Source organism: Providencia sp. PROV156 (genome assembly GCF_028480905.1).
Lineage (GTDB): Bacteria > Pseudomonadota > Gammaproteobacteria > Enterobacterales > Enterobacteriaceae > Providencia > Providencia hangzhouensis.
Map to the genome: position 1 here is coordinate 61,927 of NZ_JAMPPE010000021.1, position 24,002 is coordinate 85,928.

27 protein-coding genes are annotated in these 24,002 nt (G+C 39.2%); 10 read left to right on the top strand and 17 right to left on the bottom strand.

Going from position 1 to position 24,002, the window contains the following annotated elements; all coding sequences use genetic code 11:
* The first annotated feature begins 5 nt into the window (after positions 1 to 5).
* The 4 genes from PSF31_RS15325 to PSF31_RS15340 are packed head-to-tail and all read left to right on the top strand — an operon-like array spanning position 6 to position 4,928.
* Positions 6 to 785 (top strand): LamB/YcsF family protein, encoded by a 780-nt coding sequence (locus PSF31_RS15325; protein ID WP_096864885.1) that lies wholly within the window; start codon positions 6 to 8, stop codon positions 783 to 785.
* The gene (locus PSF31_RS15330) at positions 782 to 1,588 is read left to right on the top strand and encodes a putative hydro-lyase (RefSeq protein WP_096864886.1); all 807 of its coding nucleotides are present in this window, start codon (positions 782 to 784) and stop codon (positions 1,586 to 1,588) included. Before PSF31_RS15325 ends, PSF31_RS15330 begins: the two co-directional genes overlap by 4 nt.
* A 9-nt stretch (positions 1,589 to 1,597) precedes the next feature.
* Positions 1,598 to 3,172: a 5-oxoprolinase/urea amidolyase family protein gene (locus PSF31_RS15335; RefSeq protein ID WP_096864887.1), complete on the top strand. Its 1,575-nt coding sequence runs from the start codon at positions 1,598 to 1,600 to the stop codon at positions 3,170 to 3,172.
* A gap of 16 nt (positions 3,173 to 3,188) precedes the next feature.
* Entirely contained in the window at positions 3,189 to 4,928 is a 1,740-nt protein-coding gene (locus PSF31_RS15340; RefSeq protein ID WP_176489324.1) for an acetyl/propionyl/methylcrotonyl-CoA carboxylase subunit alpha, read from the top strand.
* A 41-nt stretch (positions 4,929 to 4,969) separates the two neighbouring features.
* Here PSF31_RS15340 and PSF31_RS15345 read toward each other — a convergent pair whose 3' ends face one another.
* Positions 4,970 to 5,239, bottom strand: coding sequence for a hypothetical protein (locus PSF31_RS15345; protein WP_096864888.1), 270 nt, complete (start codon positions 5,237 to 5,239; stop codon positions 4,970 to 4,972).
* A gap of 403 nt (positions 5,240 to 5,642) precedes the next feature.
* Between PSF31_RS15345 and PSF31_RS15350 the strand changes: the two genes are divergently transcribed.
* Positions 5,643 to 6,185: a DUF924 family protein gene (locus PSF31_RS15350; protein ID WP_004259983.1), complete on the top strand. Its 543-nt coding sequence runs from the start codon at positions 5,643 to 5,645 to the stop codon at positions 6,183 to 6,185.
* A 57-nt stretch (positions 6,186 to 6,242) separates the two neighbouring features.
* On the opposite strand, the gene PSF31_RS15355 is transcribed toward PSF31_RS15350, so the two are convergent.
* The 5 genes from PSF31_RS15355 to PSF31_RS15375 form a co-directional block, all read right to left on the bottom strand.
* Positions 6,243 to 6,836: a TorD/DmsD family molecular chaperone gene (locus tag PSF31_RS15355; protein ID WP_004259987.1), complete on the bottom strand. Its 594-nt coding sequence runs from the start codon at positions 6,834 to 6,836 to the stop codon at positions 6,243 to 6,245.
* A 152-nt stretch (positions 6,837 to 6,988) separates the two neighbouring features.
* Positions 6,989 to 7,765 (bottom strand): dimethyl sulfoxide reductase anchor subunit family protein, encoded by a 777-nt coding sequence (locus PSF31_RS15360; RefSeq protein WP_004259991.1) that lies wholly within the window; start codon positions 7,763 to 7,765, stop codon positions 6,989 to 6,991.
* A 1-nt stretch (position 7,766) separates the two neighbouring features.
* Positions 7,767 to 8,384 carry a DMSO/selenate family reductase complex B subunit gene (locus tag PSF31_RS15365; protein ID WP_036958092.1) on the bottom strand — a complete coding sequence of 206 codons (618 nt, stop codon included), beginning with the start codon at positions 8,382 to 8,384 and terminating at the stop codon, positions 7,767 to 7,769.
* An 11-nt stretch (positions 8,385 to 8,395) separates the two neighbouring features.
* The gene (locus tag PSF31_RS15370) at positions 8,396 to 10,825 is read right to left on the bottom strand and encodes a DMSO/selenate family reductase complex A subunit (RefSeq protein WP_094962318.1); all 2,430 of its coding nucleotides are present in this window, start codon (positions 10,823 to 10,825) and stop codon (positions 8,396 to 8,398) included.
* 299 nt (positions 10,826 to 11,124) lie between these two features.
* Positions 11,125 to 12,375, bottom strand: a complete 1,251-nt coding sequence (locus PSF31_RS15375; RefSeq protein ID WP_094962319.1) for a mechanosensitive ion channel family protein — start codon at positions 12,373 to 12,375, stop codon at positions 11,125 to 11,127.
* 330 nt (positions 12,376 to 12,705) lie between these two features.
* Between PSF31_RS15375 and PSF31_RS15380 the strand changes: the two genes are divergently transcribed.
* Positions 12,706 to 13,230, top strand: a complete 525-nt coding sequence (locus tag PSF31_RS15380) for an anti-virulence regulator CigR family protein (RefSeq protein WP_164561084.1) — start codon at positions 12,706 to 12,708, stop codon at positions 13,228 to 13,230.
* A gap of 457 nt (positions 13,231 to 13,687) precedes the next feature.
* Positions 13,688 to 14,530, top strand: a complete 843-nt coding sequence (locus tag PSF31_RS15385) for a D-amino-acid transaminase (RefSeq protein ID WP_004260013.1) — start codon at positions 13,688 to 13,690, stop codon at positions 14,528 to 14,530.
* 20 nt (positions 14,531 to 14,550) lie between these two features.
* On the opposite strand, the gene PSF31_RS15390 is transcribed toward PSF31_RS15385, so the two are convergent.
* The 4 genes from PSF31_RS15390 to PSF31_RS15405 form a co-directional block, all read right to left on the bottom strand.
* On the bottom strand, positions 14,551 to 15,126 hold the full coding sequence (locus tag PSF31_RS15390) for a cysteine hydrolase family protein (protein WP_004260017.1): 576 nt from the start codon (positions 15,124 to 15,126) through the stop codon (positions 14,551 to 14,553).
* 95 nt (positions 15,127 to 15,221) lie between these two features.
* Positions 15,222 to 16,583 carry a sensor histidine kinase gene (locus PSF31_RS15395; RefSeq protein WP_096864890.1) on the bottom strand — a complete coding sequence of 454 codons (1,362 nt, stop codon included), beginning with the start codon at positions 16,581 to 16,583 and terminating at the stop codon, positions 15,222 to 15,224.
* Positions 16,573 to 17,247, bottom strand: coding sequence for a response regulator (locus PSF31_RS15400; protein ID WP_004260024.1), 675 nt, complete (start codon positions 17,245 to 17,247; stop codon positions 16,573 to 16,575). Before PSF31_RS15400 ends, PSF31_RS15395 begins: the two co-directional genes overlap by 11 nt.
* A 630-nt stretch (positions 17,248 to 17,877) precedes the next feature.
* A complete protein-coding gene (locus PSF31_RS15405; RefSeq protein WP_004260032.1) occupies positions 17,878 to 18,138 on the bottom strand; it encodes a DinI-like family protein in 261 nt (86 codons plus the stop codon).
* 222 nt (positions 18,139 to 18,360) lie between these two features.
* Between PSF31_RS15405 and PSF31_RS15410 the strand changes: the two genes are divergently transcribed.
* Positions 18,361 to 18,894 carry a GNAT family N-acetyltransferase gene (locus PSF31_RS15410; RefSeq protein WP_096864891.1) on the top strand — a complete coding sequence of 178 codons (534 nt, stop codon included), beginning with the start codon at positions 18,361 to 18,363 and terminating at the stop codon, positions 18,892 to 18,894.
* A gap of 18 nt (positions 18,895 to 18,912) precedes the next feature.
* On the opposite strand, the gene PSF31_RS15415 is transcribed toward PSF31_RS15410, so the two are convergent.
* Positions 18,913 to 19,332: a GNAT family N-acetyltransferase gene (locus PSF31_RS15415; protein ID WP_004260038.1), complete on the bottom strand. Its 420-nt coding sequence runs from the start codon at positions 19,330 to 19,332 to the stop codon at positions 18,913 to 18,915.
* Positions 19,333 to 19,626: 294 nt separating this feature from the next.
* On the opposite strand from PSF31_RS15415, the gene PSF31_RS15420 reads away from it, so the two are divergent.
* Both PSF31_RS15420 and PSF31_RS15425 read left to right on the top strand, forming a co-directional pair.
* The gene (locus PSF31_RS15420) at positions 19,627 to 20,358 is read left to right on the top strand and encodes a class I SAM-dependent methyltransferase (protein WP_096864892.1); all 732 of its coding nucleotides are present in this window, start codon (positions 19,627 to 19,629) and stop codon (positions 20,356 to 20,358) included.
* 164 nt (positions 20,359 to 20,522) lie between these two features.
* Complete coding sequence (locus PSF31_RS15425; protein ID WP_226616964.1) at positions 20,523 to 20,633, top strand: DUF4113 domain-containing protein; 111 nt, start codon at positions 20,523 to 20,525, stop codon at positions 20,631 to 20,633.
* Between the two features lie 262 nt (positions 20,634 to 20,895).
* Here PSF31_RS15425 and PSF31_RS15430 read toward each other — a convergent pair whose 3' ends face one another.
* From PSF31_RS15430 to PSF31_RS15455, 6 genes are all read right to left on the bottom strand, one after another.
* Positions 20,896 to 22,077 (bottom strand): tyrosine-type recombinase/integrase, encoded by a 1,182-nt coding sequence (locus PSF31_RS15430; protein WP_096864893.1) that lies wholly within the window; start codon positions 22,075 to 22,077, stop codon positions 20,896 to 20,898.
* Positions 22,078 to 22,302: a hypothetical protein gene (locus tag PSF31_RS15435; RefSeq protein WP_409418038.1), complete on the bottom strand. Its 225-nt coding sequence runs from the start codon at positions 22,300 to 22,302 to the stop codon at positions 22,078 to 22,080.
* A gap of 36 nt (positions 22,303 to 22,338) precedes the next feature.
* A complete protein-coding gene (locus PSF31_RS15440; RefSeq protein WP_227528803.1) occupies positions 22,339 to 22,908 on the bottom strand; it encodes a 3'-5' exonuclease in 570 nt (189 codons plus the stop codon).
* A gap of 188 nt (positions 22,909 to 23,096) precedes the next feature.
* Positions 23,097 to 23,465: a hypothetical protein gene (locus PSF31_RS15445; protein WP_096864894.1), complete on the bottom strand. Its 369-nt coding sequence runs from the start codon at positions 23,463 to 23,465 to the stop codon at positions 23,097 to 23,099.
* Entirely contained in the window at positions 23,465 to 23,665 is a 201-nt protein-coding gene (locus tag PSF31_RS15450) for a hypothetical protein (RefSeq protein WP_096864895.1), read from the bottom strand. The genes PSF31_RS15445 and PSF31_RS15450 overlap by 1 nt, the downstream gene beginning before the upstream one ends.
* A 9-nt stretch (positions 23,666 to 23,674) precedes the next feature.
* The gene (locus PSF31_RS15455) at positions 23,675 to 23,848 is read right to left on the bottom strand and encodes a DUF7167 family protein (protein WP_232062890.1); all 174 of its coding nucleotides are present in this window, start codon (positions 23,846 to 23,848) and stop codon (positions 23,675 to 23,677) included.
* Positions 23,849 to 24,002 lie beyond the last annotated feature (154 nt).

Consider the following 24,002-nt stretch of genomic DNA (forward strand, 5'->3'; position numbering starts at 1 on the left):
TAGCCATGAAAAAGCAAATTGATTTAAATAGCGACCTTGGGGAGAGTTTTGGACAATGGGAAATGGGCAATGATACCGCCATTCTTCCCGTTGTTAGTAGTGCGAACATTGCCTGCGGTTTTCATGCAGGCTCACCTGAAGGGATATTAAGAACCCTTAACGCGGCGAAGGAAAATGGTGTTGCTGTTGGTGCTCATGTTGGTTATCCCGACTTAGTAGGATTTGGTCGACGTAATATGGATATTGCATCGAGTGAATTAACCGCAGACGTGATTTATCAAATTGGTGCATTACAAGGGTTAGCAACCGCAGCAGGGACACAAGTTTTATATGTTAAGCCTCATGGTGCACTGTATAACACGATTGCTCATGATAAACGCCAAGCAATGGCCGTTATTGATGCGATATTAGCCATTGATAAGCAATTGATATTAGTGGCATTAGCAGGGTCACCATTAATTGAGTGGGCAAGAGAATGTGGCTTAAATGTGGTCGCAGAAGCTTTTGCTGATAGAGCTTATAACAGTGATGGCACATTAGTATCTCGAAAATTAGCGGGTTCAGTATTACATGACCCACAGATAGTTGCAGACCGCATGTTGCAGCTGGTCATGGAAGGCGGTGTGATGTCAATTGATGGAAAATTTACACCTGTTGATGCGGGGTCAATTTGTGTTCATGGCGATAGCCCTGGTGCTCTTGAAATGGCAAAACAGGTGCGTGCCGTACTAGAAAAACAAGGTATTGAAATTTATGGTTTTGCTCACAAAGGAGACCACGAATGACACAGCTAATGAAGGCATCACTGCAGGCCATTGAAGCCGCTCGCCGTGCACGCCAAGCTATCCGTGAGGGATATGACAAACCAACAGCAGGCCTTGCCCCGGGCATGACCCAAGCCAATATGATTGCATTGCCACGTGACTGGGCATTTGACTTCTTATTATACGCTCAGCGTAACCCAAAGAGCTGCCCTGTTCTTGATGTATGTGAGGCAGGGAGCTGGCAAACGGTTTTAGCTGAAGGCGCCGATTTACGCACTGATATTCCACGTTACCGTGTGTGGGAAAAAGGACAGCTAGTAGATGAAATTACGGATGCGACAGAAATTTATCAGCAACATCCTGATTTAGTCACTTTTTTAATTGGTTGTAGCTTTACATTCGAAACGCCAATGATTGAAGCGGGTATTGATGTACGGCATATCACGGATAAATCCAATGTTCCTATGTATAAAACTAATCGCTTATGTCGTCCAGCAGGGCGTTTACAAGGTGAATTAGTGGTTTCAATGCGACCAATACCCGCACACCGAGTTGCTGATGCAGTAAGTATCACTGGTCGGTTTCCCGCAGTACATGGCACTCCTGTTCATATTGGTGCGCCAGAACAATTAGGTATTGATGACATTATGCAGCCTGACTTCGGTGATGCGGTTCGCATTGAAGAGGGCGAAATTCCCGTTTTTTGGGCTTGCGGTGTAACGCCTCAAGCGGCAGTAATGAAATCTGGGGTTCCATTCGCATTAAGCCATGCACCCGGTTACATGTTTATTACGGATGTACCTGATGCCGCATATCACATATAGAGGTGCCAATTGAGATTTTTACCCGTCAATTTAAGTGCTTTTATGGTGGAGTTGGAAAGTCTTGAACAAACAATGGCATTGACTGATTCTTTAACAGAAATGCCCATTTATGGGATTGATGAAATAACACCAGCAGCAAGGACGATTTTAATTCGTTACAACCCGTTCAGGATTGATGTAAATGAGTTGGTTGAAAAGATATCGGTTAGGGATGTGTCGAGAAAAGTTGGTAAGGCCAGTAAATTGGTCACTATACCTGTTCATTACAATGGAGAGGATCTTTCGGATGTTGCAGCGCATTTAGGGATATCCACTGCAGAAGTGATACGTCGTCACACAGAAAATGAATTTCAGGTTGCATTTAGCGGTTTTGCTCCGGGGTTTGGTTACATGGTGTCGAAAGGCGCTAATCTGAATGTTCCAAGGCGTCAATCACCAAGAGTGCGTATCCCTGCGGGATCTGTTGCCTTAGCCGGGGAGTTTAGCAGTGTTTATCCACAAGCTAGCCCAGGGGGATGGCAGTTAATCGGTGTGACTGAGCTATTAATGTGGGATATCAATCGACCAGAACCCGCACTCGTTCAGGCAGGCATGCGGGTAAACTTTGTTGATGCAACAAAAAGCCAGATTAGCTATAGCTTGCCAACTAAAGTAAGTATTGAAAAAAATGCTGAGAATGTCAGTGCTGATTTAACCGTTTTAGCGACAGGATTACAGGTTTTATTTCAAGATTTAGGGCGTATTGGCCAATCAGCATTAGGTATTTCAGAATCTGGCAGTATGGATAAATCGGCATTGCGTAGTGCAAACCGTATTGTGGGGAATAAATCAGACTCGGCCGTTTTAGAGATAACGCAAGGTGGGTTTAAGGCACAAGTGCACAAAGACCTTATTATTGCAGTGACTGGTGCGCCTTGTTCTATTGAGGTTATTACGAAAGAACACCAACAATATCAAGTTAATACTTATCAACCGATTCATTTAGCAAAAGGCGACACCATTAAATTAAGCCGTCCGAACAAAGGTGTACGTAGTTATTTCGCTGTGCGGGGTGGTTTTAATATTGAACCTATTTTATCGAGTTGCTCGTTTGATACGCTGGCGCAAGTTGGCCCAGCCCCAATCAAGGTAGGTCAAACATTAACGGTTAGTACTAATTCGTCTCCATTAGCCGTTTCATTAAATGAGACACCTGCTTTTGATTACCCAGCAGAAAATGATGTTGTGGTTTTGGATGTGATATTGGGACCTCGAACGGATTGGTTTACAAAACAAGCCGTTGGCCAACTAACAAGGCAATTATGGCAAGTCACTGCGTCATCAAACCGAATAGGCCTGCGCTTATCTAGTGAAAAACCGTTAGAGCGCGAACAACTACAGGAGCTACCGAGTGAAGGGACTTGCATTGGGGCTATTCAAGTGCCAGCAAATGGCCAGCCCGTTTTGTTTCTCAATGACCACCCTTTAACTGGCGGTTATCCCGTCATTGGCGCGGTATGTGAATACCATTTGGATTTAGCAGGGCAAATCCCTGTGAATGCCAAAATACGTTTTAATCCACTTGGTGAATTTAAAGTATTATAAGGGAGCCATTGTGCTTATGAAAATGAATAACAACAAAAAACATAAAGTATTGATTGCTAATCGAGGCGAAATTGCAGTTCGTATTATCCGTGCATGTCGTGATTATGGTTTCCAGTCTGTTGCGGTTTATGCGGATAGTGACATTGAAGCTCTCCACGTCAAAATGGCTGATGAAGCCTACGGGCTTGGGGGAAACTCGCCAGCAGAAAGTTATTTAAATATTGAAAAGTTGATTAGTATCGCTCAGCAGTCTGGTTCAACTATGGTGCATCCGGGGTATGGTTTTTTATCTGAACGCGCTGAATTTGCGCGTGCAGTTGAAGCCGCAGGGTTAATCTGGATTGGGCCTAGCGCAAACAGCATTGATATACTAGGGGATAAGGTTCAAGCTCGCCATATTGCAATGCAAGTCGGTGCACCGCTAGTGGTTGGTACAAAAGACCCTGTGAATAGTGCACAAGAAGTACTAGAATTTGCTCATCAACACGGTTTACCTATTGCCATTAAAGCAGCATTTGGTGGCGGTGGCCGAGGGCTAAAAGTAGCTTGGCAACTCCATGAAGTTGAAGAACTTTATCACTCAGCAGTGCGTGAAGCGACCGCGGCATTTGGCCGAGGTGAATGTTTTATTGAACAATTTTTGCATAACCCTCGGCACATTGAAGCCCAAGTTATTGCAGATACGCATGGCAACGTGCTGGTGGTGGGAACACGTGATTGTTCACTACAACGGCGTAATCAAAAACTGGTTGAAGAGTCACCAGCCCCTTTTTTATCGGAGAACCAACAACAGCAAATTGTCCAAGCCTCAACGGATATTTGCCGCAAAGCGGGCTATGTGGGAGCAGGAACCGTTGAATTTTTGCTAAGCCAAGATGGAACGCTGTCATTTTTAGAAGTGAATACGCGCTTACAGGTTGAGCACCCAGTCACAGAGGAAACCGCAGGGATTGACTTAGTGATTGAGCAGCTACGTATTGCGGAAGGTTTACCTTTAAGTATTAATGAGATGCCGACTCCTCGAGGGCATGCGTTTGAATTTCGTATTAATGCCGAAGATGCTGGGAATGGTTTTTTACCGACCCCCGGCACTATTACTGTTTTTGATGCACCAACGGGGCCGGGCGTCCGTGTTGATAGTGGCGTAACGGCAGGGACAACAATACCGGGTACCTTTGATTCATTAATGGCCAAATTAATTGTCGTGGGGAGTACTCGTGACCAAGCCATTTCGCGTGCACGTCGAGCACTGGCAGAATTTAATATTGAAGGCGTTGCATCCGTATTACCATTCCATCGTGCAGTAATAGAACAAGCTGATTTTTGTGATAATTTTAGCGTACATACGCGTTGGATAGAAACTGAATTCAATGTGGAAATTCCACCAGCAAAACGGCAAATTCCATTATCGGATCCTGCGATGACTCGTACTTTTATTGAAATTGATGGGAAGCGTTGTGAGTTAGGTTTGCCCACTCAACTTTTTTCTGGTTTCTCAGTCAATAATTCAGCGCCATCCCATTCAGCCCCTCAATTAGTTGATAATCCTGATGCGGTTAACGCACCTATTTCCGGGATATTATTTAACTGGCTGATCCCTCAAGGAAATAATGTTTCTGAAGGGGATGTCATTGGTGTAATGGAAGCCATGAAAATGGAAGTGCAAATTGTTGCACACCGAACAGGAACGTTGAAGTATTGCGCTACTAAAGGGGATTTTGTTGAAGCAGAAAGCCCAATAGCTGAAATTATTTAGTTTGATGCCAATTAAGTTTGAGCTAAAGGAGTTAGCTCAAACTAACGGGAAATTCGCTCTGGCAGCGTTCTTAGAGGAAGATGAGGCGCAGGAATAGCATGTTTTTCTTCAGCGCTCATTTCATTGCTATCGCGGTAAACCTCACCACAGAGAAAGTAGAGATTCGGTCGTTTTGATTCTAGGTATTTTTTTCGGCTCATGCATTGTTCTTGTGTAAAAATAGTTTCAGTCACCGGTAATGCATCGCATGAATCCGTACCACAAGGGCTAACCCATAACGCCCAACCAATGAGTACCATATGTCCTGCCATTTACATTGCCTTCCTTAATAAGAACCAATATGAACCGCTGAAAGTGATGACTGCAAGTAACTATCTAATTCACATACGCATTATAGGTTAAATTCTAACATTGAGTTAACCAAATGTATGTATTTAGGCATGATGAATTGTTTCATTCACACTAAAAAGCAAATCGTTATAAATTAAAAAGTTGGGAATTATCATAAGTAGAAAATAAATGATTTGATAATAAATAAAGTAGTATATTGTTAAAATTACACTATCAATATTGCATGTTTTTTTGGTGTCAGATCGCAAAAAAACAAAATAATTATCTACAAACAGCCGATATTAGAGCTCAAGCCTGTCAATTAAGGCTATTTTTAACTAGGATTATGACAACCTCTAATAAGAAAATAGATAGGAATAAATCATGAATGCCATGGAAGAAGTGCTTTCATTTTGGTTTGAGGAATCGACACCAAAACAATGGTTTGAAAAAAGCGCTAAGTTTGATTTGACGATAGCACAACGGTTTGCTCATATCTGTGAACGCGCAGCTAAGGGAGAATTAGCTTATTGGCGGGCATCTATTCGTGGACGTTTAGCGGAAATTATTGTTCTAGACCAGTTTTCACGTAACTTATGGCGTGATACACCACGGTCTTTTGCTCAAGATGGGATGGCTTTAGCATTAGCGCAAGAGGCGATTAAGCAACATGATTATAACCTTCTGACGCTGTCACAGCGCAAGTTTGTTTTAATGCCATTTATGCACTCTGAATCCAGTTTTATACATTTACAGGCGGTTGAGCTATTTCGCATGCTGGGTGATGACGGTACATTAGATTTTGAAATGAGACATAAAGCGATTATTGATAAATTTGGCCGTTATCCTCACCGTAATGAAATTTTAGGTCGGCCATCAACACAAGAAGAAATTGCATTTTTACAAGAGCCAAACTCTTCTTTTTAGACTAAAACCAAATGAGCCCATATTTTGTTTAACTAGCTCATTTGGTTTAGTTTTTATTTAGCGAAATAATTCAGCCCTGACTGGCGATAATTCTAATTTCAATTGTAGTGATTTGAGGTAAATTTCAGTGATCTGTGCAAGGCTAGGGTAAAAAGTGGACTCTGTTTTGCTTTGCTGCACTAGCTCTAAATAGCGATACGCCCAAGGTAACAAATGTTGCTCAAATAGAGCAATAACAGCGCTGTCGTCCTCTTGCTCTGCTAACGCAGAAACTGCCATCATCATTAAGCCAAATTGGTCTTCAGGTTCACGGATTCCAGTATCAGTGACTAAACCTTTCGCTTGCAAAAAGTCGCGATAAGCCGCAGTTGACTCACCCATAACAGTATTATCATGCTCTAAGTACACAGAACCCCAAGGCGGAGCAGGCATACTGCCTTGTCCTTCGAATAAGATGGAATAATCATAAGAGATATCATCAGGTTGTGTTTGTGACAACGAAGTACAAATAGCCTGAATTTTCTCTGGGTTATCCCATGTACATAACTGTGGTAGTTCACCCAAGACAGAGTAAACGTTACGTAAAGTGTCCGATTGCGGAGGGTAGTAGAAAAACGCACCAAGGATGCGGATCATTGTCGTGTCAATCATATTATTTTATCCGTCTTATTTCGCGCTAAAGCATGACATCATTATTTAATTTCCTGCTACTGTATCAATGCAGGTGGTGTTGAAGATATCTAAACAAAGAACCCCAAATGGGGTTCTTTTATGAAACACTATAACATAGTAATAACAATGCCTTACATGGTTATTTGCCACAAATTATAGAATGCAATGCGGCCAGCCAGTTCAGCTAATAATACTGCGGCGGCACAAGTTGCTAATGTCGCTTTTGGTGCGCGGTGCTTTAACGCCATACCAACGAAAGCAGCTAAAGCAATAGCTAAAACAACAACTTGGAAGCCCCAGAAGCCTGTTTGTTCACCGCTAAGAGCGGGACCTGTTTCTGCTAAAAAGGCTTGATAACCCGCACGGCTTGCAAAAATAGCAAAAGTACCAATTAAGAACGAAGCAATACCTAAGCCACGAGCACCGATTGCAATGGCGAGCGCACCGCCACCGACTAACATCGTCATCCACATTTGCAGTGTGGTATAACCGGTGTCCCAGTTAGCAATAGTGGCGATGTTGTACACTTGAGGTATTGACCAAACAAATGCAAGTCCAGAAACTACCGCGGCAATATTAGCCAGCTCACGTAATAACGTATGTTTGAAAAACAAAGTAAAAAATAACGTTGCAGCAGCGCATCCAACAAATACGCCACTTAAGAACGCTTCATTACTCATTGGTGAACGGCCTACCCCCAGTAACATATTAAAGAAGCGTAGTGGCTGGCCAACGTGTAACCCACCGATACCTAAACCAATTATCATAATGATAAAGGCAACGATATTGGCAGTTTTTAGCTGATTATCGTCAATAGAACCCATTCTACGGCTAATATAAGCGAGTAAGAAAAGCCCAGCGGCTGACTGTCCTAAGACGGTGAAAAAAACGAGTGGTAATTCATGCATCTTACACCTCCGCAGGGTTTTTTAATTCACCACTTTTATCGCCAAATGGCTTCGCATCTTTATGTGGTTTGATGACAATATTCGGGTTCGTCAGGCTTGGGTCTGGCATTGGAGCAATGCCACACTCTGTGCCGTGTAACTCACGAAGAACATTAATGTCATCAAAATCTAAAGCACGCTGCGGGCAAGATTCAACACAAACAGGTTTCATCCCTTTTGCGACGCGCTCATAGCAGCCGTCGCATTTACTCATTAGTTTCTTCTTCTCATCAAATTGTGGGGCTCCATACGGGCAGCGCAACTCACAATAACGGCAACCAACACAAATAGATTGGTCAACCACGACTAAACCATCTTCTTCTCGTTTATGCATTGCACCGGTTGGGCAACCCGCGACACATGTCGGGTTTGAACAATGGTTACATGAAATAGAAAGATAGTAACTAAAGACATTTTGCTGCCAAATACCATCTTGTTTTTGCCAACTACCGCCACCGAACTCGTAGACACGACGGAATTTTGGGCCTAAATCTAAATCTTTTTCATCCTTACAACTGACTTGACACGTTTTACAGCCAGTGCATTTTGTGGAGTCAAAGTAAAAGCCATATTGTTTCATCATTCAACTCCTTAAGCGCGTTTAACTTCAACAAGGTTAGTATGTTGTGGGGTGCCTTTAGCCAATGGCGAAGGAACATGCGAAGTCAGTGTATTGATACAACCACCGACATCTAGCCCATCATTATTAAGAGTACGCCATGCACCTTGTGGAACGGCGATAACACCGGGTAATACACGCTCTGTCACTTTCACTTTAATTTGAATACGACCACGGTCATTAAATATTTCAGCCATATCACCATTATTCAAGCCGCGTTGCTGGGCATCGACTGGGTTGAGCCAAAACTGATGTGGAATGGCTTCACGTAGCATAGCAACATTGTAATATGATGAATGCACATGGCCTTTATCATGAAAGCCCGTCATTAATAGCGGATGCTTTTGTTGGCTTGCTTGGGCTTCAACACCTTCTTTATTGACGCAATACTCAGGAATGGCAGGAATACGTTGGCCTTCTGGTAATTCCCAATTTTTAACACGTTCAGCGAGTTGTTCTGAATAGATTTCCACTTTACCTGACGGCGTTTTCAATGGGTTATTGATTGGGTCATCACGGAATTTCTTCAATGCAATATTTTCTGAACTGTTCAGGAACTTACGGTCGATAATACCCGCACCGTCGGTTTCGCTGAATTCAGGTAAATGAGGCATTTTTTCACGTGTTTTGTTATAACAGAACTCAATCCATTCAGCGTAGGTACGGCCTTCGGTGAATTGTTCTTTTACACCCATTTTTTCAGCAATTTCTGCTAACACATCGTAATTAGGGCGGTTTTCCCACAGTGGCTCAATGGCATTTTGTAGGCGAACTAAATAATGATACGCACCACTTGCATAGGAGTTATTGATTAAATCGTTGGTTTCTACAGTTGTGACATCCGGTAACAATAAGTCTGCATATTTTGCGGATGGGGTATCATGGTTATCCCATACTAGAATGAATTCACATTTGGATTCATCTGCAAGTATTTCATGGGTTTTATTTAAATCGCCATGTTGGTTACCAATGACATTACTGGAGTAGCACCACATAAACTTGATGTCGTTGTTTAGTTTATCGACACCTTTAATGCCACCATTCTCTGCGGTCAATTCTTTCCCGCGAACAATTGCTTCTGACCACATATAAGTCGGAATCAAGGCTTTTACTGGGTTAGGTAAAGCAAAACCTGCAACAGGATAAGCATAGCTGTTACCCCACAGCCCAGTGTTAGTTCCTGCACGACCAATGTTCCCAGACATCAACGGTAACATCATAATAGAACGACAAGCTTGCTCGCCATTTTCTGTGCGCTGTAAGCCCCAGCCTTGTGAGATCCATGCTCTATTTGCATTACCGATTTCACGTGCAAGTTGTTTAATACGTGCGACTGAGATACCCGTTAATTTGCTCGCCCACTCAGGGGTTTTTGCGATGCCATCGGGGCCATTACCTAAAATATAATCTTTATATGATGCATTGCGCGGTGCAGAAGCAGGTAATGTAGACTCATCCCAACCAACACAATAGTTGTTTAGGAATTCTTCGTCAGTCAGGCCTTCTTCGATCATGACATAACCGAGAGCAGCAACTAATGCGGCGTCAGTACCTGGGTAAATAGGTATCCATTCTGCGCCAAGCGTTGTTACGCTATCAGTGCGACGCGGGTCAATAATAATAACTTTTGCTTTGCTTTTATCTAACGCATTGAGGGTTTCGTAAAATTGACCGCCCCCAGACATACGCGTTTCAGCAAGGTTGTGACCAAACATGACGACTAAATCTGAATTTTGGATTTCAGATAAATAGGATTCTTCAATACTGCCATATACGTAAGGCGTGATTTCCATTAATTGCGCATATGAATATGTGCCATAATCACCCAAGAAACCACCGGTTAAGCTTAATAAACGTTTACAAGCAGCACGGCCGTGTAAGTTTGCGCCTGTTGAGCCCGAGCCATATTGATAGTAAATGGCATCACTTCCATATTTATCAATAGTATACTGCAGTTTTTCGGCGATAATGGTTGTTGCCTCATCCCATGAGATCTTTTTAAATTTACCTTCACCGCGTTTACCAACTCGTACCATTGGGTATTTTAAACGGTCTGGGTTATAGGTTTTCCAGCGCACTGAACGGCCACGCAAACATGGGCGGATTTGGTGTTCACCTAACGTTGAGTCGTCATACATTGTTTCATTGGAAATGCGGCTGATAACACCGTCTTTCACATGAACTTTTAATGGACAGCGGCTACCACAGTTTACTAAGCATGCGCTATAGCTGATTTTTTCGCTGACTTCGTCAGGCATGATCGCTGGTGTTTTTGCTTGAGCAGCAAAAGGAAGAGTGATTGAGCCAGCAACAGCAGCGACACCCGCAACGGTTGCAGAGGTTTGTATAAACTCCCTCCTGCTCAGTTCTCCAAATTGAGTATTTATTTTATTTTTATGCATTGACATTGCCTATATGTAAATAACAACATTACTTTCTTGTTTTATATGTTAAAAAAAGTTTCTGTTGAGTTACATGATTTACATCAATGTTATCCCTGATAAGATAAATGTATTTATTTAATTTATAAGGATTTTTTGTTTGCTATAACATAGATTAGTTCTATTTCTATTAACTATCGAAGTATTAATTATTATATAACGATTGAGTCAAAGTAAGGAAAAAGAGGGATATCTCCCTCTTTGAAATACTACTTTAGGTGTAGATGGATAAGAAAATTTAACTAATCACTTAGTATTAATTATTTTTCTGGGGAATAGCCTATCATCCTAACATCATTTCCGGTAGGTGATTGATGTACCATCAGATTAAATTGCGGAAGGATGGAAAAGATATGGTCAAAAATGTCTGACTGTATTCTTTCATACTCCACCCATACGGTTGTATTCGTAAACGCATATATTTCGATTGGGATACCATTTGAGTCAGATTCTAGCTGTCTGACCATAATCGTCATATTTTTGTGAATATTAGGGTGTGATTTTAAATAAGCTTCAATGTAAGCCCGGAAAGTCCCTATATTTGTCAGACGACGTTGATTTAAAGGGATTGCTTTATCATCAGGTAGGCTAGAATTAAAGACTTGAATCTCAGATATTTTTTGCTCGATATAGGGCTCAAGTAAATTTGCTTTAATACAGTACGCTATTTCTTCAGATGTTAAAAAATGCACACTGCTAGCATCTAAGCGGACACTACGCTTAATTCGGCGCCCACCAGACTCTGTCATTCCTTTCCAGTTTTTGAATGAATCAGAAATAAGTGCATAGGTAGGAATAGTGGTTACTGTGTTGTCCCAATTACGGACTTTTACCGTAGTTAAACCAATATCAACCACAGCGCCATCAGCACCGTATTTAGGCATTTCTAACCAATCGCCAATGTTAACCATGTTGTTGGCTGAAAGTTGTATCCCAGCAACTAACCCCATAATAGGGTCTTTGAACACTAGCATCATAACAGCGGTCATTGCACCAAGACCGCTGAGAATAATCAGAGGCGATTTGCCTATTAATAGCGCAATAATCATGATGCCAATTAGAATTGTGGCAATCAGTTTAAGACTTTGAAATATTCCTCTAAGAGGTAAATGCGCGGTTTTGGCAGCACGTTGGAGTACACCAAGTATAATATCAAGAACGGAGTAAAGGGTTAGTAAGCCAAATAATAGGCACCAAGCCTGTGAGCCGACCTTTAGAACGGCTTGTGCAGTCGAGCCTGAATGTAACCATAGCGTAGCTTGGATATTGACAACAACACCTTGTATAACAAATGCAAAGCGATTAAAAAGATTATGTTGAGTTATTAAATGAATCCAAGTTCCTGCACTTTTTTGCCCGCGCTTTTCGAGTTGAGGAAGTAATATTTTATGCAGAATTAAGTGTAATACGCAGGCGACGATTAGAATTAAACCGAGCACCATAAGTAAAGAGGCGAGGTTAGCGTAATCTTGGTTGAACTGACGTACCCAGTCTAGCAGTTGCTGCTGCATGGTTTCTCCTTCTTGAGGGTGTTAGGAACAATGGTTTATAAAAATATTCGATAGTTTAAAGACCTTATCATATTCACAATGAAAATTCATGGCGAACAATATTAAACTCCGTCTTAATTCTTATTGTTAGTTCTAAGTATTGTGCAGTATATGAATGCAATATTAATGACAATAAAGTCATTATAAAGGAGCGGGTTCGTTAATTTGATTAGTTATGTAACATTTACATAACATTACATGTGATAAGGATTTTCTGATTGCGAGTCTTCATAACTAAGCATAATGTTCTACAAACTTCCTAATGTTATATTAACTTTGCAGGAATTTATTATGAGCATACTTAAAAAGCCGAATCGTTCTGTTCTTTTGCAGTATATCTTATTACCCGTTATTGCCTGCGCTCCATTTCTCGCTAATTCATCCCCTAATGGCAATCAAGGCCAAGGGAATGGTAAAGGAAATCAACAAATTCATGGAAACAAAGGAAATCAGAATAAAGATAAATCGAATAAAGGGGATGGTAATCAACAGCTAAAGTATGCCAAAGCAAGCGAATCTTACGATAAGAAACGAGGTTCTAATATTAGTTTTAATGTGAGTTTTGGTAATGTAAGGCCTTTGGCCATTGAATATGGTTTGACGGGTTATCAAGGGTTGCCGCCAGGCATTGCAAAGCAAGTTGGTCGGGGTAAACCGCTTCCTCCAGGTATTGCCAAAAAAGCGTTACCTTCAGCTTTTTTAGCTCAATTACCCGTTTATGTTGGGTATGAATGGAAAATCAGTGGCCAAGATCTTGTCTTGGTTGCGATAGGAACAGCGATAGTCGCAGAAATTATTGAAAATGTTTTCGAATAAAATAAAAAAAACGACCTTGATTTCAAGGTCGTTGTGCAAAATAAATGCAATTAACGCTAATGATTAGGTAACTAAAAGGTCTGATTGACTAAAAAATGATTAACTCGCTTACATAAAACGTTTAGACAGTAATTCAACAACTTCTTGCACACTGCTGATAAATTCTTTGATGCTGTTCATCGATAACTCCAAGTTAAAATGTGATCCAGATCACGTGAGAGCATTTTAGCCATTAACATGTTAATGTCAAGTTAATATTAAAAATAATTTTAAATATTAAATTATTTTTTAAATGAATGTCTGGCACTTGTTTTTGACTGCAAGTTTTTACCACAAGACATGCAAAAATCCATAAATGGGCACAAAAAGTGTGAAGAATTGAAAGGTAATTTTTATAATATGGTGTATGGTTAATCAGAGGTTAGGTAATGATTTGATTGATAAAGGAATATAACTCATGATTGCTTATGTGAACGGCCAGTTTTTACCTGAAGAAGACGCATCAGTATCTGTTTTTGACCGTGGGTTTCTATTTGCGGATGCAGTATATGAAGTGACAGCAATAATTAACGGTAAGCTCGTTGACTTTGATCGTCATATGGCTCGTTTACAGCGTTCTTGTGCTGAATTACAGCTATCACTACCTTATGATTTAGCAGAATTAAAACAAATTCATCTTCAATTAGTTCAGAAAAATAATATCGAAGAAGGGCTTGTATATCTTCAGTTGACCCGTGGTAATGCACACCAACGTAGTTTTTTATATCCGGATAAACAGACGAAGCCAACATTAGTCTTATTTGCACAAAAGACACAGATTGTTGAAAATGAAAAATCAAAATATGGAATAAAAGTTGTCACTGTAGATGATATTCGTTGGCAGCGTTGTGATATTAAAACAGTTGCTTTATTAGCAGCTTCGATGGCAAAAGAATACGCTAAACAGCAAGGTGCAGACGACGCTATATTTGTTAAAAACGGCTATATTACTGAAGGAAGTTCCAGTAATTGTTTTATTATTAATCAACAAAACCAAATACAAACACGGGGGTTAAATAATGAAATATTGTCAGGTATTACTCGCCAAGCGATATTACAACTTGCTAGAGAACAACAAATAGACATTGTTGAAAAGCCATTTAGTATTGATGAAATGTTAGAAGCCAAGGAAGTCTTTATTACCTCGGCGACAACATTAGTTTGGCCAGTTATTATGGCGAATAACCAATTCATTGGGGAAGGTAAGCCGGGGAAACTAGCTATCCGGCTACGAGAGATATACTTGCAAAAATTAAAATAATCACATGAGATATCTAAATGTTATTTTAATTGCATAAATTCTTTAACTGAAGAAATGGTTACCATGCCATCCAATGCCTGAATACTTTGCTGGTGGAGTTCTGGCGTTGGAGCGGCACATAAATCCTCAAGTACTGTAACAAAATACCCTAAATCATGAGCCTGTCGAGCAGTGCTTTGAATGGCCTTTACGGTACTAACTCCGCCAATAAACAACTCGGTAATATCATTATCGGTAAGCCATTTATGGAAATGATTTCCTGCAAATGCAGAAACCCCTTTTTTAATCATTACTGGGTCACGAAATGCCACTTCAAGGTCATGAGCCCAATGACACCCAGTGCCACTTAATTTTAAGGCTCCAAGTTTTTTAGCTTGCTGAAACATAGGGGAGCCAGCAGGAACATCGTGATAATTGTCTGAAAACCCAACCTTAACCCAAATCACGGGAATATGATGGTTTCTTGCATATTGTGCCGCTTGATTAGCTTTTTCAACGATTTTTCGCGAGCAAGTTTGCTGGTAACTCGAATTAGATAAGCCATTTTTACCAATTATCTCTTCAATGAGATCAATAATTACTAATGCCTTGGACATTATTGCCTCTTTTAGGTGTAAGTATATTAACGTATAACGGCGTATATTATCTGGAAAAAAGCGTGAATGCTGTTAACTCAATAACATTATTCGATTTAGGGTAAGTCAATAATAAAACCAATACCTTGATTGTCTAATCCATCAGTAACTCTAATTACAGCACCGATTTTATGGGCTAAATTCTGGGCGATTGATAAACCTAAACCGCTTCCGGTTTCCATTGTTCCAGGTACTCGATAAAAGCGAGAAAATATAAGCTGGCGACTGTCTTCTGGAATTCCACGGCCGTTATCTTGAACAGAAATAGTCCCACCAAATGGGGTAAGGTCTTTTAAAATGACCTTGATTTTCCCTTTTTCAGGGCAATATTTAATCGCATTTTCAAGCAGATTAGTAAAAATATTACTTAATGCGAGTTTATCTGTGAGGATATAAAAAGATTTTGGGCTTTGGAGTTCGACATCAATATCTTTGTTAATGGCGTAAGGTATGTGTGAAGATATTAAATGGCTGATTAATGCAGGCAGGTCAACTTGTTCTTTATTTAGCAAGAAATTTTCAGTTTCTAAACGAGCTAAGTCAATTAATTGATGTGATAGAGAGGCCGCACGATTTAAAGTTTCTTGCATATCATTAATAATTTCGCCTTTTTCTTTTGGATTATCAATTTGCATTAACAAATGCAATTGAGCAATAACAGCCGCAATCGGCGTCCGTAATTCATGTGCGGCGTCTGCCATGAAGCGCTTTTCACGTTGATTCGCAGCATCAACACGAGACATAAGGTTATTTATTGCAGCAATAATAGGCCGAATTTCTTTATATTGCTCTTTTGTTTCTATAGGAGTTAAATTACCCGGCTGACGGCTGGAAATGAGTTTTGCTGATTGTCTTAAAGGCCGCAAACTAAAATAAGCGGTAATTAAAATTGCTAGCAACATAATACCTAAAATGAAAGCGAGGGGAATGGCTGTTCCTTCGGCTGGATTACCTAATAAGGATTTACGATCACTATAAGATTCAGCAATGACAACCTCAAAGGTTTTTTGATCATTCCATGCAGAAGTAAAGTGCCAGTCTTTATGTAATGCAGCGAGCTCAGAAACGGATTTAAGGGAGGGAACATGTAATTTGTCGCTGTTCCGGTAATAGACATTCCCTTGTTTATCTCTGACAACCATAAAAGGCCGATAACTAATATTATCGCCACTTTCCATTGCGCTAGAATAAAGTTCTTGTAGGTTGTCGGCTATTTTATTGAAATATTCAGGTTTATCAGCAACCACATCAAGTGTTTTAGCAAACCCTTGAGTGACGATATTCTGTTGTGCATTTAACTCATCATGAATTGATGGCCAATAAAAAAACTGGAGCCAGCCAACTAATAATAACCAAAGAAAAATAACGGAACTGATTTGTAGCCCGAATGTATAAATAAAAAATGATTTAACTTTCACTTAGTGGCACTTCTTTTTTTAATAAATAACCAATGCCACGGATAGTAATTATACGGTCTTTACCTATCTTTCGGCGTAAATTATGAATATGAACCTCTAAAGAGTTACTTTCTACATCATCCAATCCAAATAGACGCTGCTCTAAATCCGTTTTTCTGACAACATTATCTGCATTTTTTATTAATTCATAGAGTAATAGGTATTCTTTCCCGGATAGCAGTAGCAATTGCTCATTAAGGGTTACTTGATGATTAAGTGGATTTAATTGCAGGTTACCCAATTGCCATATTTCAGATGAAAACCCAGCCATACGGCGACTAACGGCTTTCACTCGGGAAATAAGTTCAGGCATAGCAAATGGTTTTGTTAAAAAGTCATCAGCACCTGAATCTAAACTAGAAACTAAGTTATCCATTTGGTTTCTTGCCGTGAGAATGATTATTGGAATAGTTTCGCCCATATTACGCCAAGCTATGAGCTCGTCATGACCATCGCCATCAGGTAAGCCCAAATCTAAGAGCATTAGGTCAAAATTGCGAGATGCGAGTTGTAACTTTGCATCAGCAAGTAGCCTTACCCAACAAGGATTAAAACCTGCAAGCTCCAGCCCACGACATAGTGCTTTTCCCAATTGAAGATCATCTTCGACTAATAGGATATTCATATTATCACCTCTACTAGCCAGTATAAGCAGGCAGTGAGCGTCAGACAATATGAACAGTTCAAGTTTGAAGCGTATTTAAGCATATCTTAAGGTTGGTTTAACCCATCTTTAAGGTACAAAAAAATAGACTGTTTATTATCGTTTTATCATTCAAGCAATAAGAGCATTGATAATGAAACACGCATTTTATGAGGTGCCATTGTTTATAGTCGCAATCGCGCTTGCTTTAATCTTTATTGGAAAAGATTTTAATAATACGTCTACAGTTAGTTTATCACCCCTAAAACTAAATGAAATTTCTACTTGTGCAAATATTACTAACTGTATTTCGCAGGTTAGAACAACTAATGAAGAGAATGAAAAGTTGAATCCAGTGAAACAAATTAAAACCTTTCTTAGGCATAAAATCTATTAATTAAAAATGAGTAAAATTTAGATATAAGAAATTTAAAACAACTAGCTGCTTTAATAATCAGTGTGTTACCTTGCAGTTGTTCTCTGGCTGATGAAAGTACTTTTGTTGTTGGAGGGGAGGAGTCAATATTGCGCCAGTTTATGAAGGTGTAAAAAGCCTCACGTATTAGTAAAAAAGGAATGTCATAGGGTAAAACATTCCTTTTAAGTATTTGGTTAATCCTCTGTTGTTTCTTCTGGGACCCAACCATCATCCATCCATATTTCTTCCAGTATTTCTTCAATACGAGTTTTATCCTCCGCTATTTTTGTTCCTGAAATATTAACGCGTTGTTGTGAGCTAAACCCAACCCGAGTTACCATATCAGGATATTGGTTCTGAAGTTTGCGTAAAATCTCAGTTTCAAGAGCTTGTAAAACCACTGAACTGGGTTTTTGCGGAGCGTTTTTATCAAATAATACTTCGATACGTAACATGATAGCCTCTAGTAAAGACTGTATTAATATACAGTATTTTTAGAACTATTAGGCAAAAAAGTCAATATAGAGCTGCAAATATTTTTATCAGTAAATTGAGTGAAAAAATAATATCAATATAAAACAAAAAGTTAATCTTATGAGCGCTTGATAAAATAATTGTCAGAAAATTAAAAATAGGTATTCTATAAAATATATTTGATGAAGGTGAGTTTCGATTAAATGTTACATGCTTTAAGAATTAAAAGTGAAGATAGCCAAGCGATAGCAATGATTAACCAGTTATATGACACCGCTTTTCCGTTATATGAACAAAGAAGCTATCAGGGAAGAAAGGCAATATTGAATCATAGCGATTATTATTTGCTCAATTTCAAAGAAAATGACATTTTCATTGGTTTTATTGGTTGTTGGAAAATCGAAGGTTATTATTATATTGAACATTTTGCCATTTCCCCTGCATTAAGAGGGCAAGGTTATGGGCAAAAGGTACTAAAACAGTTTTGTCATGATGTAGGCAAAGTGATTCTAGAAATAGACCCTATTATTGATGAAATCAGCCAAAAACGTTGGTCTTTTTATCAGTATTGTGGTTTTCAACAAAATGAATACGCCCATGCTCATCCAAGTTATTACCCAGAAAATAAGCCGCATGAGCTTAGGGTGCTAAGTTATCCAGAAGAGATTGCTCAAGAAACGTATCAGCAATTTAATCACATCTTACAAACGGTTGTGATGGATAAAACGCTATTATAGTTCTTCATATCGATGGTGTTAATCAGGTATATAGCAATAGATAAGTTCGGGATCATTATCATCTAAATTTTCAATGTAGCCACTAGGAACAAAGCCAGCTTTTATTAAAAGCTGTTGAGTGGCTGTATTTGATTGATTTGTAGAAGTAAAAATCTTTTGGGGTTTACTCTGCATTTTTAGTTTATTAATTAAAATGAGGCCAAGGCCTTGTCGACGATGGTTTTTATTTACCATTAATAGCTCTATAAAGGCATGGGAATAGAAATGATAATGTAGAACGCCATAAGCCAATATTTCGTTGTTGGATTCCAGTACATAACATATTCCTTGCTCGCTCCATTGGGTAATGTCTTTATAGCGTTCTGCGGTCGCAATGGTATCTATGGAAAATATAGCATTTATATCAATTGGTGTTGCTACTCTAAAGTTAGTTTTCATTATTAATCAGTTATTTGTCAATGCTAAATGTATTAATTCAAAAATATTATAGTATAGGATGGTTTAAATAAAAGGTTAATATGAAAACTTAAAGTAAGCTCATTACAATTATTGGTTTTTAACCTATTGAATTAAAACAATTTTAATCTTATGGGCAGTTAACTAAAAATCTACCATAAAGCTCGCTCTTTGCTATCATTGAGTCGTTGTTAATCTATACAGTGGTAATTCTTATCAAATTTAAGAAATATAGAATATGATTAGCCTAATTTTCTTATTATTGGGGAATAAACCATGTCTCAAAATATTTATGATGACCCTGATTTTTTTGCAGGCTATGCAACATTGCCTCGCTCAGTCGAAGGGCTAAGTGGTGCACCAGAGTGGGATGCAATACAACGGTTATTACCAGATTTAAATGGGAAATCTATTATAGATTTAGGTTGTGGTTATGGCTGGTTTTGTCGGTGGGCAAGTGCTCAAGGGGCAACACAAGTAACAGGCGTTGACCTCTCAGAAAAAATGTTAACAAAGGCGATTTCAATGACAGATGATTCCGCTATAACATACTTACGTGCTGATTTGGAAAAGTTGAGCTTACCTACTGAACAGTATGATTTGATCTATAGCTCGCTGGCTCTACATTATGTGGTCGATATTTATTCTCTATTAACTAAGTTATATCAAGCTCTAAATCAAGGTGGGAGGGTGATTTTTTCTGCAGAACATCCAATATACACCGCACCACTTATTCAAGAATGGTGTATAGATAAGTATGGTAATAAAGCCTGGCCGGTTAATCAGTACCAGCAAGAAGGCAATAGAATTAGCCATTGGTTTGCTGATGGTGTCGTAAAGCAACACAGAAAATTATCCACTTGGATTAACTTATTAATTTCTGCTGGGTTTGAAATAATTGAACTGGACGAGTGGGGGCCATCGTGCGAGCAAATTATAGAAAATCCAACATTAGATGAGGAAAAAGAGAGACCAATGATATTTATTATTAGTGCTCAAAAGCCATAATTAAAACCTTATGTTTTGGTAAAGTTTAATACACATCACAAGGCGATTTATTATGGTTCAATGAATCGTTAAAGACTGTTGTTGGTATAATGCACGCAACGGCTTATGACTAGTTACTATGAGAAATATAGTCATGGGTAGTAATTGACAGGTATGTGTAATGATTGTTTGTTAGTAAGAGTAGTAATAGCGGATATAAAATGAAAAGAGAAATGTTGTCACCTGCCTACACGACAAATTTTGATGAATTAGCAGTGGTTAAAGTTAGAAAATAAGTTGGATTTTTACCCGACTTTTGCCCACCTAAAATTTCATGCATAAAAAAACCAACCGTAACAGGTTGGTTTCTCTATAATAGATTGGTCGGCATGATAGGATTTGAACCTACGACCCCCGACACCCCATGACTATATACAATTAAAACATAACCTATTGATTTTAATGTTATTGTGATTGATTCGACTGTATAGGGAAACAGTGGATTATTGGTCATTTTGGTATTATATGAATCAAGGAGTTACAAGCTGTTTTACACCATTATCCCACCTTAATTTCAGCATGCGGTACGCTGACCCACTCAACATGATCTTGCGTATAAATTTTAGTGGATTTCGCATCACTATGCGCCATCCTTGCTTGAGGATCTACGCCTGACTTCTCAAATAAATGAGCAGCTAAAGCCCTTATTTCATGAAATGTTGGCCGTTGTTCTTGTGGTAAGTCTGCATATGCTCCTGCTTTATCCCTTGCCTTTGAAAATGCTCGACTTAGATAACTAGGTACTACTTGTGTAGGGTGCTGAACCTCTGAGCTAATCGGGTTGCTGTTTTTTATTGGTAGCCGATGAACAACATAGGGGCTTGCAATGTTATCTCTGCTTTCCTCGATGATCCGCTTTAATTCGCCACCGATTGGAATTGCAACATGGGCCGCTTCTTTATCTTTAACCTTTTGCCTATGGATATATAACGTTCCATAGATACCATTTACTGGCACATCAAGCCATACACAACCGCAAACGCCTTCTTTGGGTTTTTTAATGTTGTATTTTATTCTTGAAACTTCAAGCCTTGCTTGTGTTGTCTGTAAAGCTAGATCCATAGCTGTACGTAGCCAAGGCTCCGCAAAATTGCGTATTTTAATAAAGTTTTCAAATGATAGACGCTTTCTTTGTTTTCCTTCCAATCTTCGCATTTTCTTACGTGCGGCAGGATTATCTAGCATTAATGATTCATCCATTGCGTAGCTAAATATTTTCTTCAAAAATAATACTTTCCGATTTTGGACGTTAGCAGATCCATCAGCGTGGTAATGGTTTATATAATCGTTAACATGCTCTAGAGTAATATCACAACAAGCAATATCACTAAAAAACTCTTTTATGCGCTCAATGTCTTTTTTCCAATCGGATAGGGTGCTTTTTGCTGGCTGCTCATCTTTAACAATGCGCTCCATTAATCTATCCATATGAATAGATAAAGCTTCACCTTCACCCTTGAGTCCGCCAGACTCATTAATTAGCCCATTTAAGCTGACAGCGGTTTCTGGGCGCATTCTTAGGTTATACTCACGCGCGACAGCGATTGAATAGGCACGGTCGGTGCCTATGGTTTTTCGTTTGCCTGTTATCAGTGTTAACACGTAACGCTGGCGGGTTTTGTCAAAGTTGAGAAAGTCTGGCAAGTGTCTGTATTGCCTATTTCTTGGCCTTGCTGCCATTTACTGTTCCTCTATCAAAGCATTTACATGGCTTGAGATTGAAGACGCGACACCCATTTTTTCACTAGAAAAAATCCAGACTGACTGATCTATAATTTTTCCATTAATAACCCCATTAGAAACCCATCTTTTAAGTGTTTTTGGGGTGGGTATAGAGTCTTTTTCAAACTCGCGCTGAGCCCATTTACTGGCCTTCATCAATTTACCCATGCTATTAATAGACATAATCACCTCCACGCCTGCCGCATACAGACTTAAAAATTAAATATCGTCGTTAACTGGTTTAATTAAATGCTGGTGGATAATAGACACATACTTAGCTTGATGAATTGCATCAGCTAATGCATTGTGTTGTTCTCCTTCAAATTCGAGTGTACGCTTAGGATCAATACCAGCATTGCGGCCTAGCTCTACAATTGTTCTAACACAGCGATTGTTCCAATGTTTCCAGAACGGATCTAAACCGACAGCATCATATGCGTTACGCAAAATAACATTGTCAAAATCAACGCCATTACCCCACACCTGAACATCATCAGTTAGAACTCTCTCGGCAAAAAGATTTAGGTCGGCTAGTGATTCTTCTAACTCATAACTAACACCAACAATTTCCGATCTAGCTTCAGCGCTTTGCTTTATCCACCAAAGGACGGTATCAGCATCGATATGAAGACCCGCACGTTCGCAACTTCTTAAATCAACCACACTATAAAATGTAGGGCCAATCTCACCCGTTGTTGGTTCAAAAGTCACAGCACCAATGGACACAATAGCGGCATTGCCTTTATTGCTCATAGTTTCTAGATCTACCATTAAGTGTTTATATTTCATTGCTAGTCCTTATCTATGGGGTGTATATTAAATTTCAGTTATTTAATTTAGTAACTTGTGCCAAGGAGGCTAAAATGAGACGCAATAAAGAAAATACAACCTGGATTGATGTGGCATCTTGTCTATTTAGGGGTATTAGCTGTCTCATTGGCGCTTTGGCTATAATCATGCTTTCTGTTTTGGTGCTCTTAGCACTGTTTTACGGATTGAAGTAAAAAATCAGCCCGAACATATAAGGTGTCAGTTGGGAACTCCCTGCTCGAACTCCAAGTTACATCGCCGCTATATAAATTAACTGGATATACAGGTTTATTTATCTCCTCTGGTTCAGGGTCAACCTGTAGCCATATTAATTCTGGTGCGGTAGGGCAATTAATGCTTTCTGGTAAGCTATTAATTAAACTCTCTCGTGATGCTTGCCAACTAATCCACATTAAATCTACATATTGGTCAGCGTAATTTGATCCGTTATTTGCACGTTTAAGTTTTAATTCAAATTCTGACGGGTCGCTAAGTGACTTTATTTCCGCTTCAAATTGCTGTCTTGATTTATCCATCACAACCCCTTTAGGCTCATGCCGTAGTTATCATTAATAACTCTCAATGCTTCTTTGTCATAGTCGTCAAAATTAGAACAGTCGATATTATCTAAACCTGACTCTTTTAAAATATCTGCTCCTGCTGTCGGTTGATCATGTAATTTTTGTAGTAAAACCACTGCATAAATAATCCCTTCTTGAAATTCTGTTAATTTCATCACTCCACCTTAATCTTCTGTCTTCACATACCAATCAACAAGATTATCAATTGCAGTATTGATATATCCTGATTGCTCTTCTTCGGTTAATTTATCCCATTCGTCCTCAGTAATACCCAGCCCACATTCAGAGTCAGAGCCAATCTTATTTGTCCTTGCAACTAAAACCATTTGCTTACTCATATTCATTCCTCTTATTGCATCTATTTAATCGATATGATTAAAATAATTCATCATTGTTTTTAATTTATAACCTATAGTTAATTTGAACTTTCTAATTATTTTTGTAGTCCTCGCCGATGCTTCCTGTGTCGGCATTTTTTTATTCATTTCATCT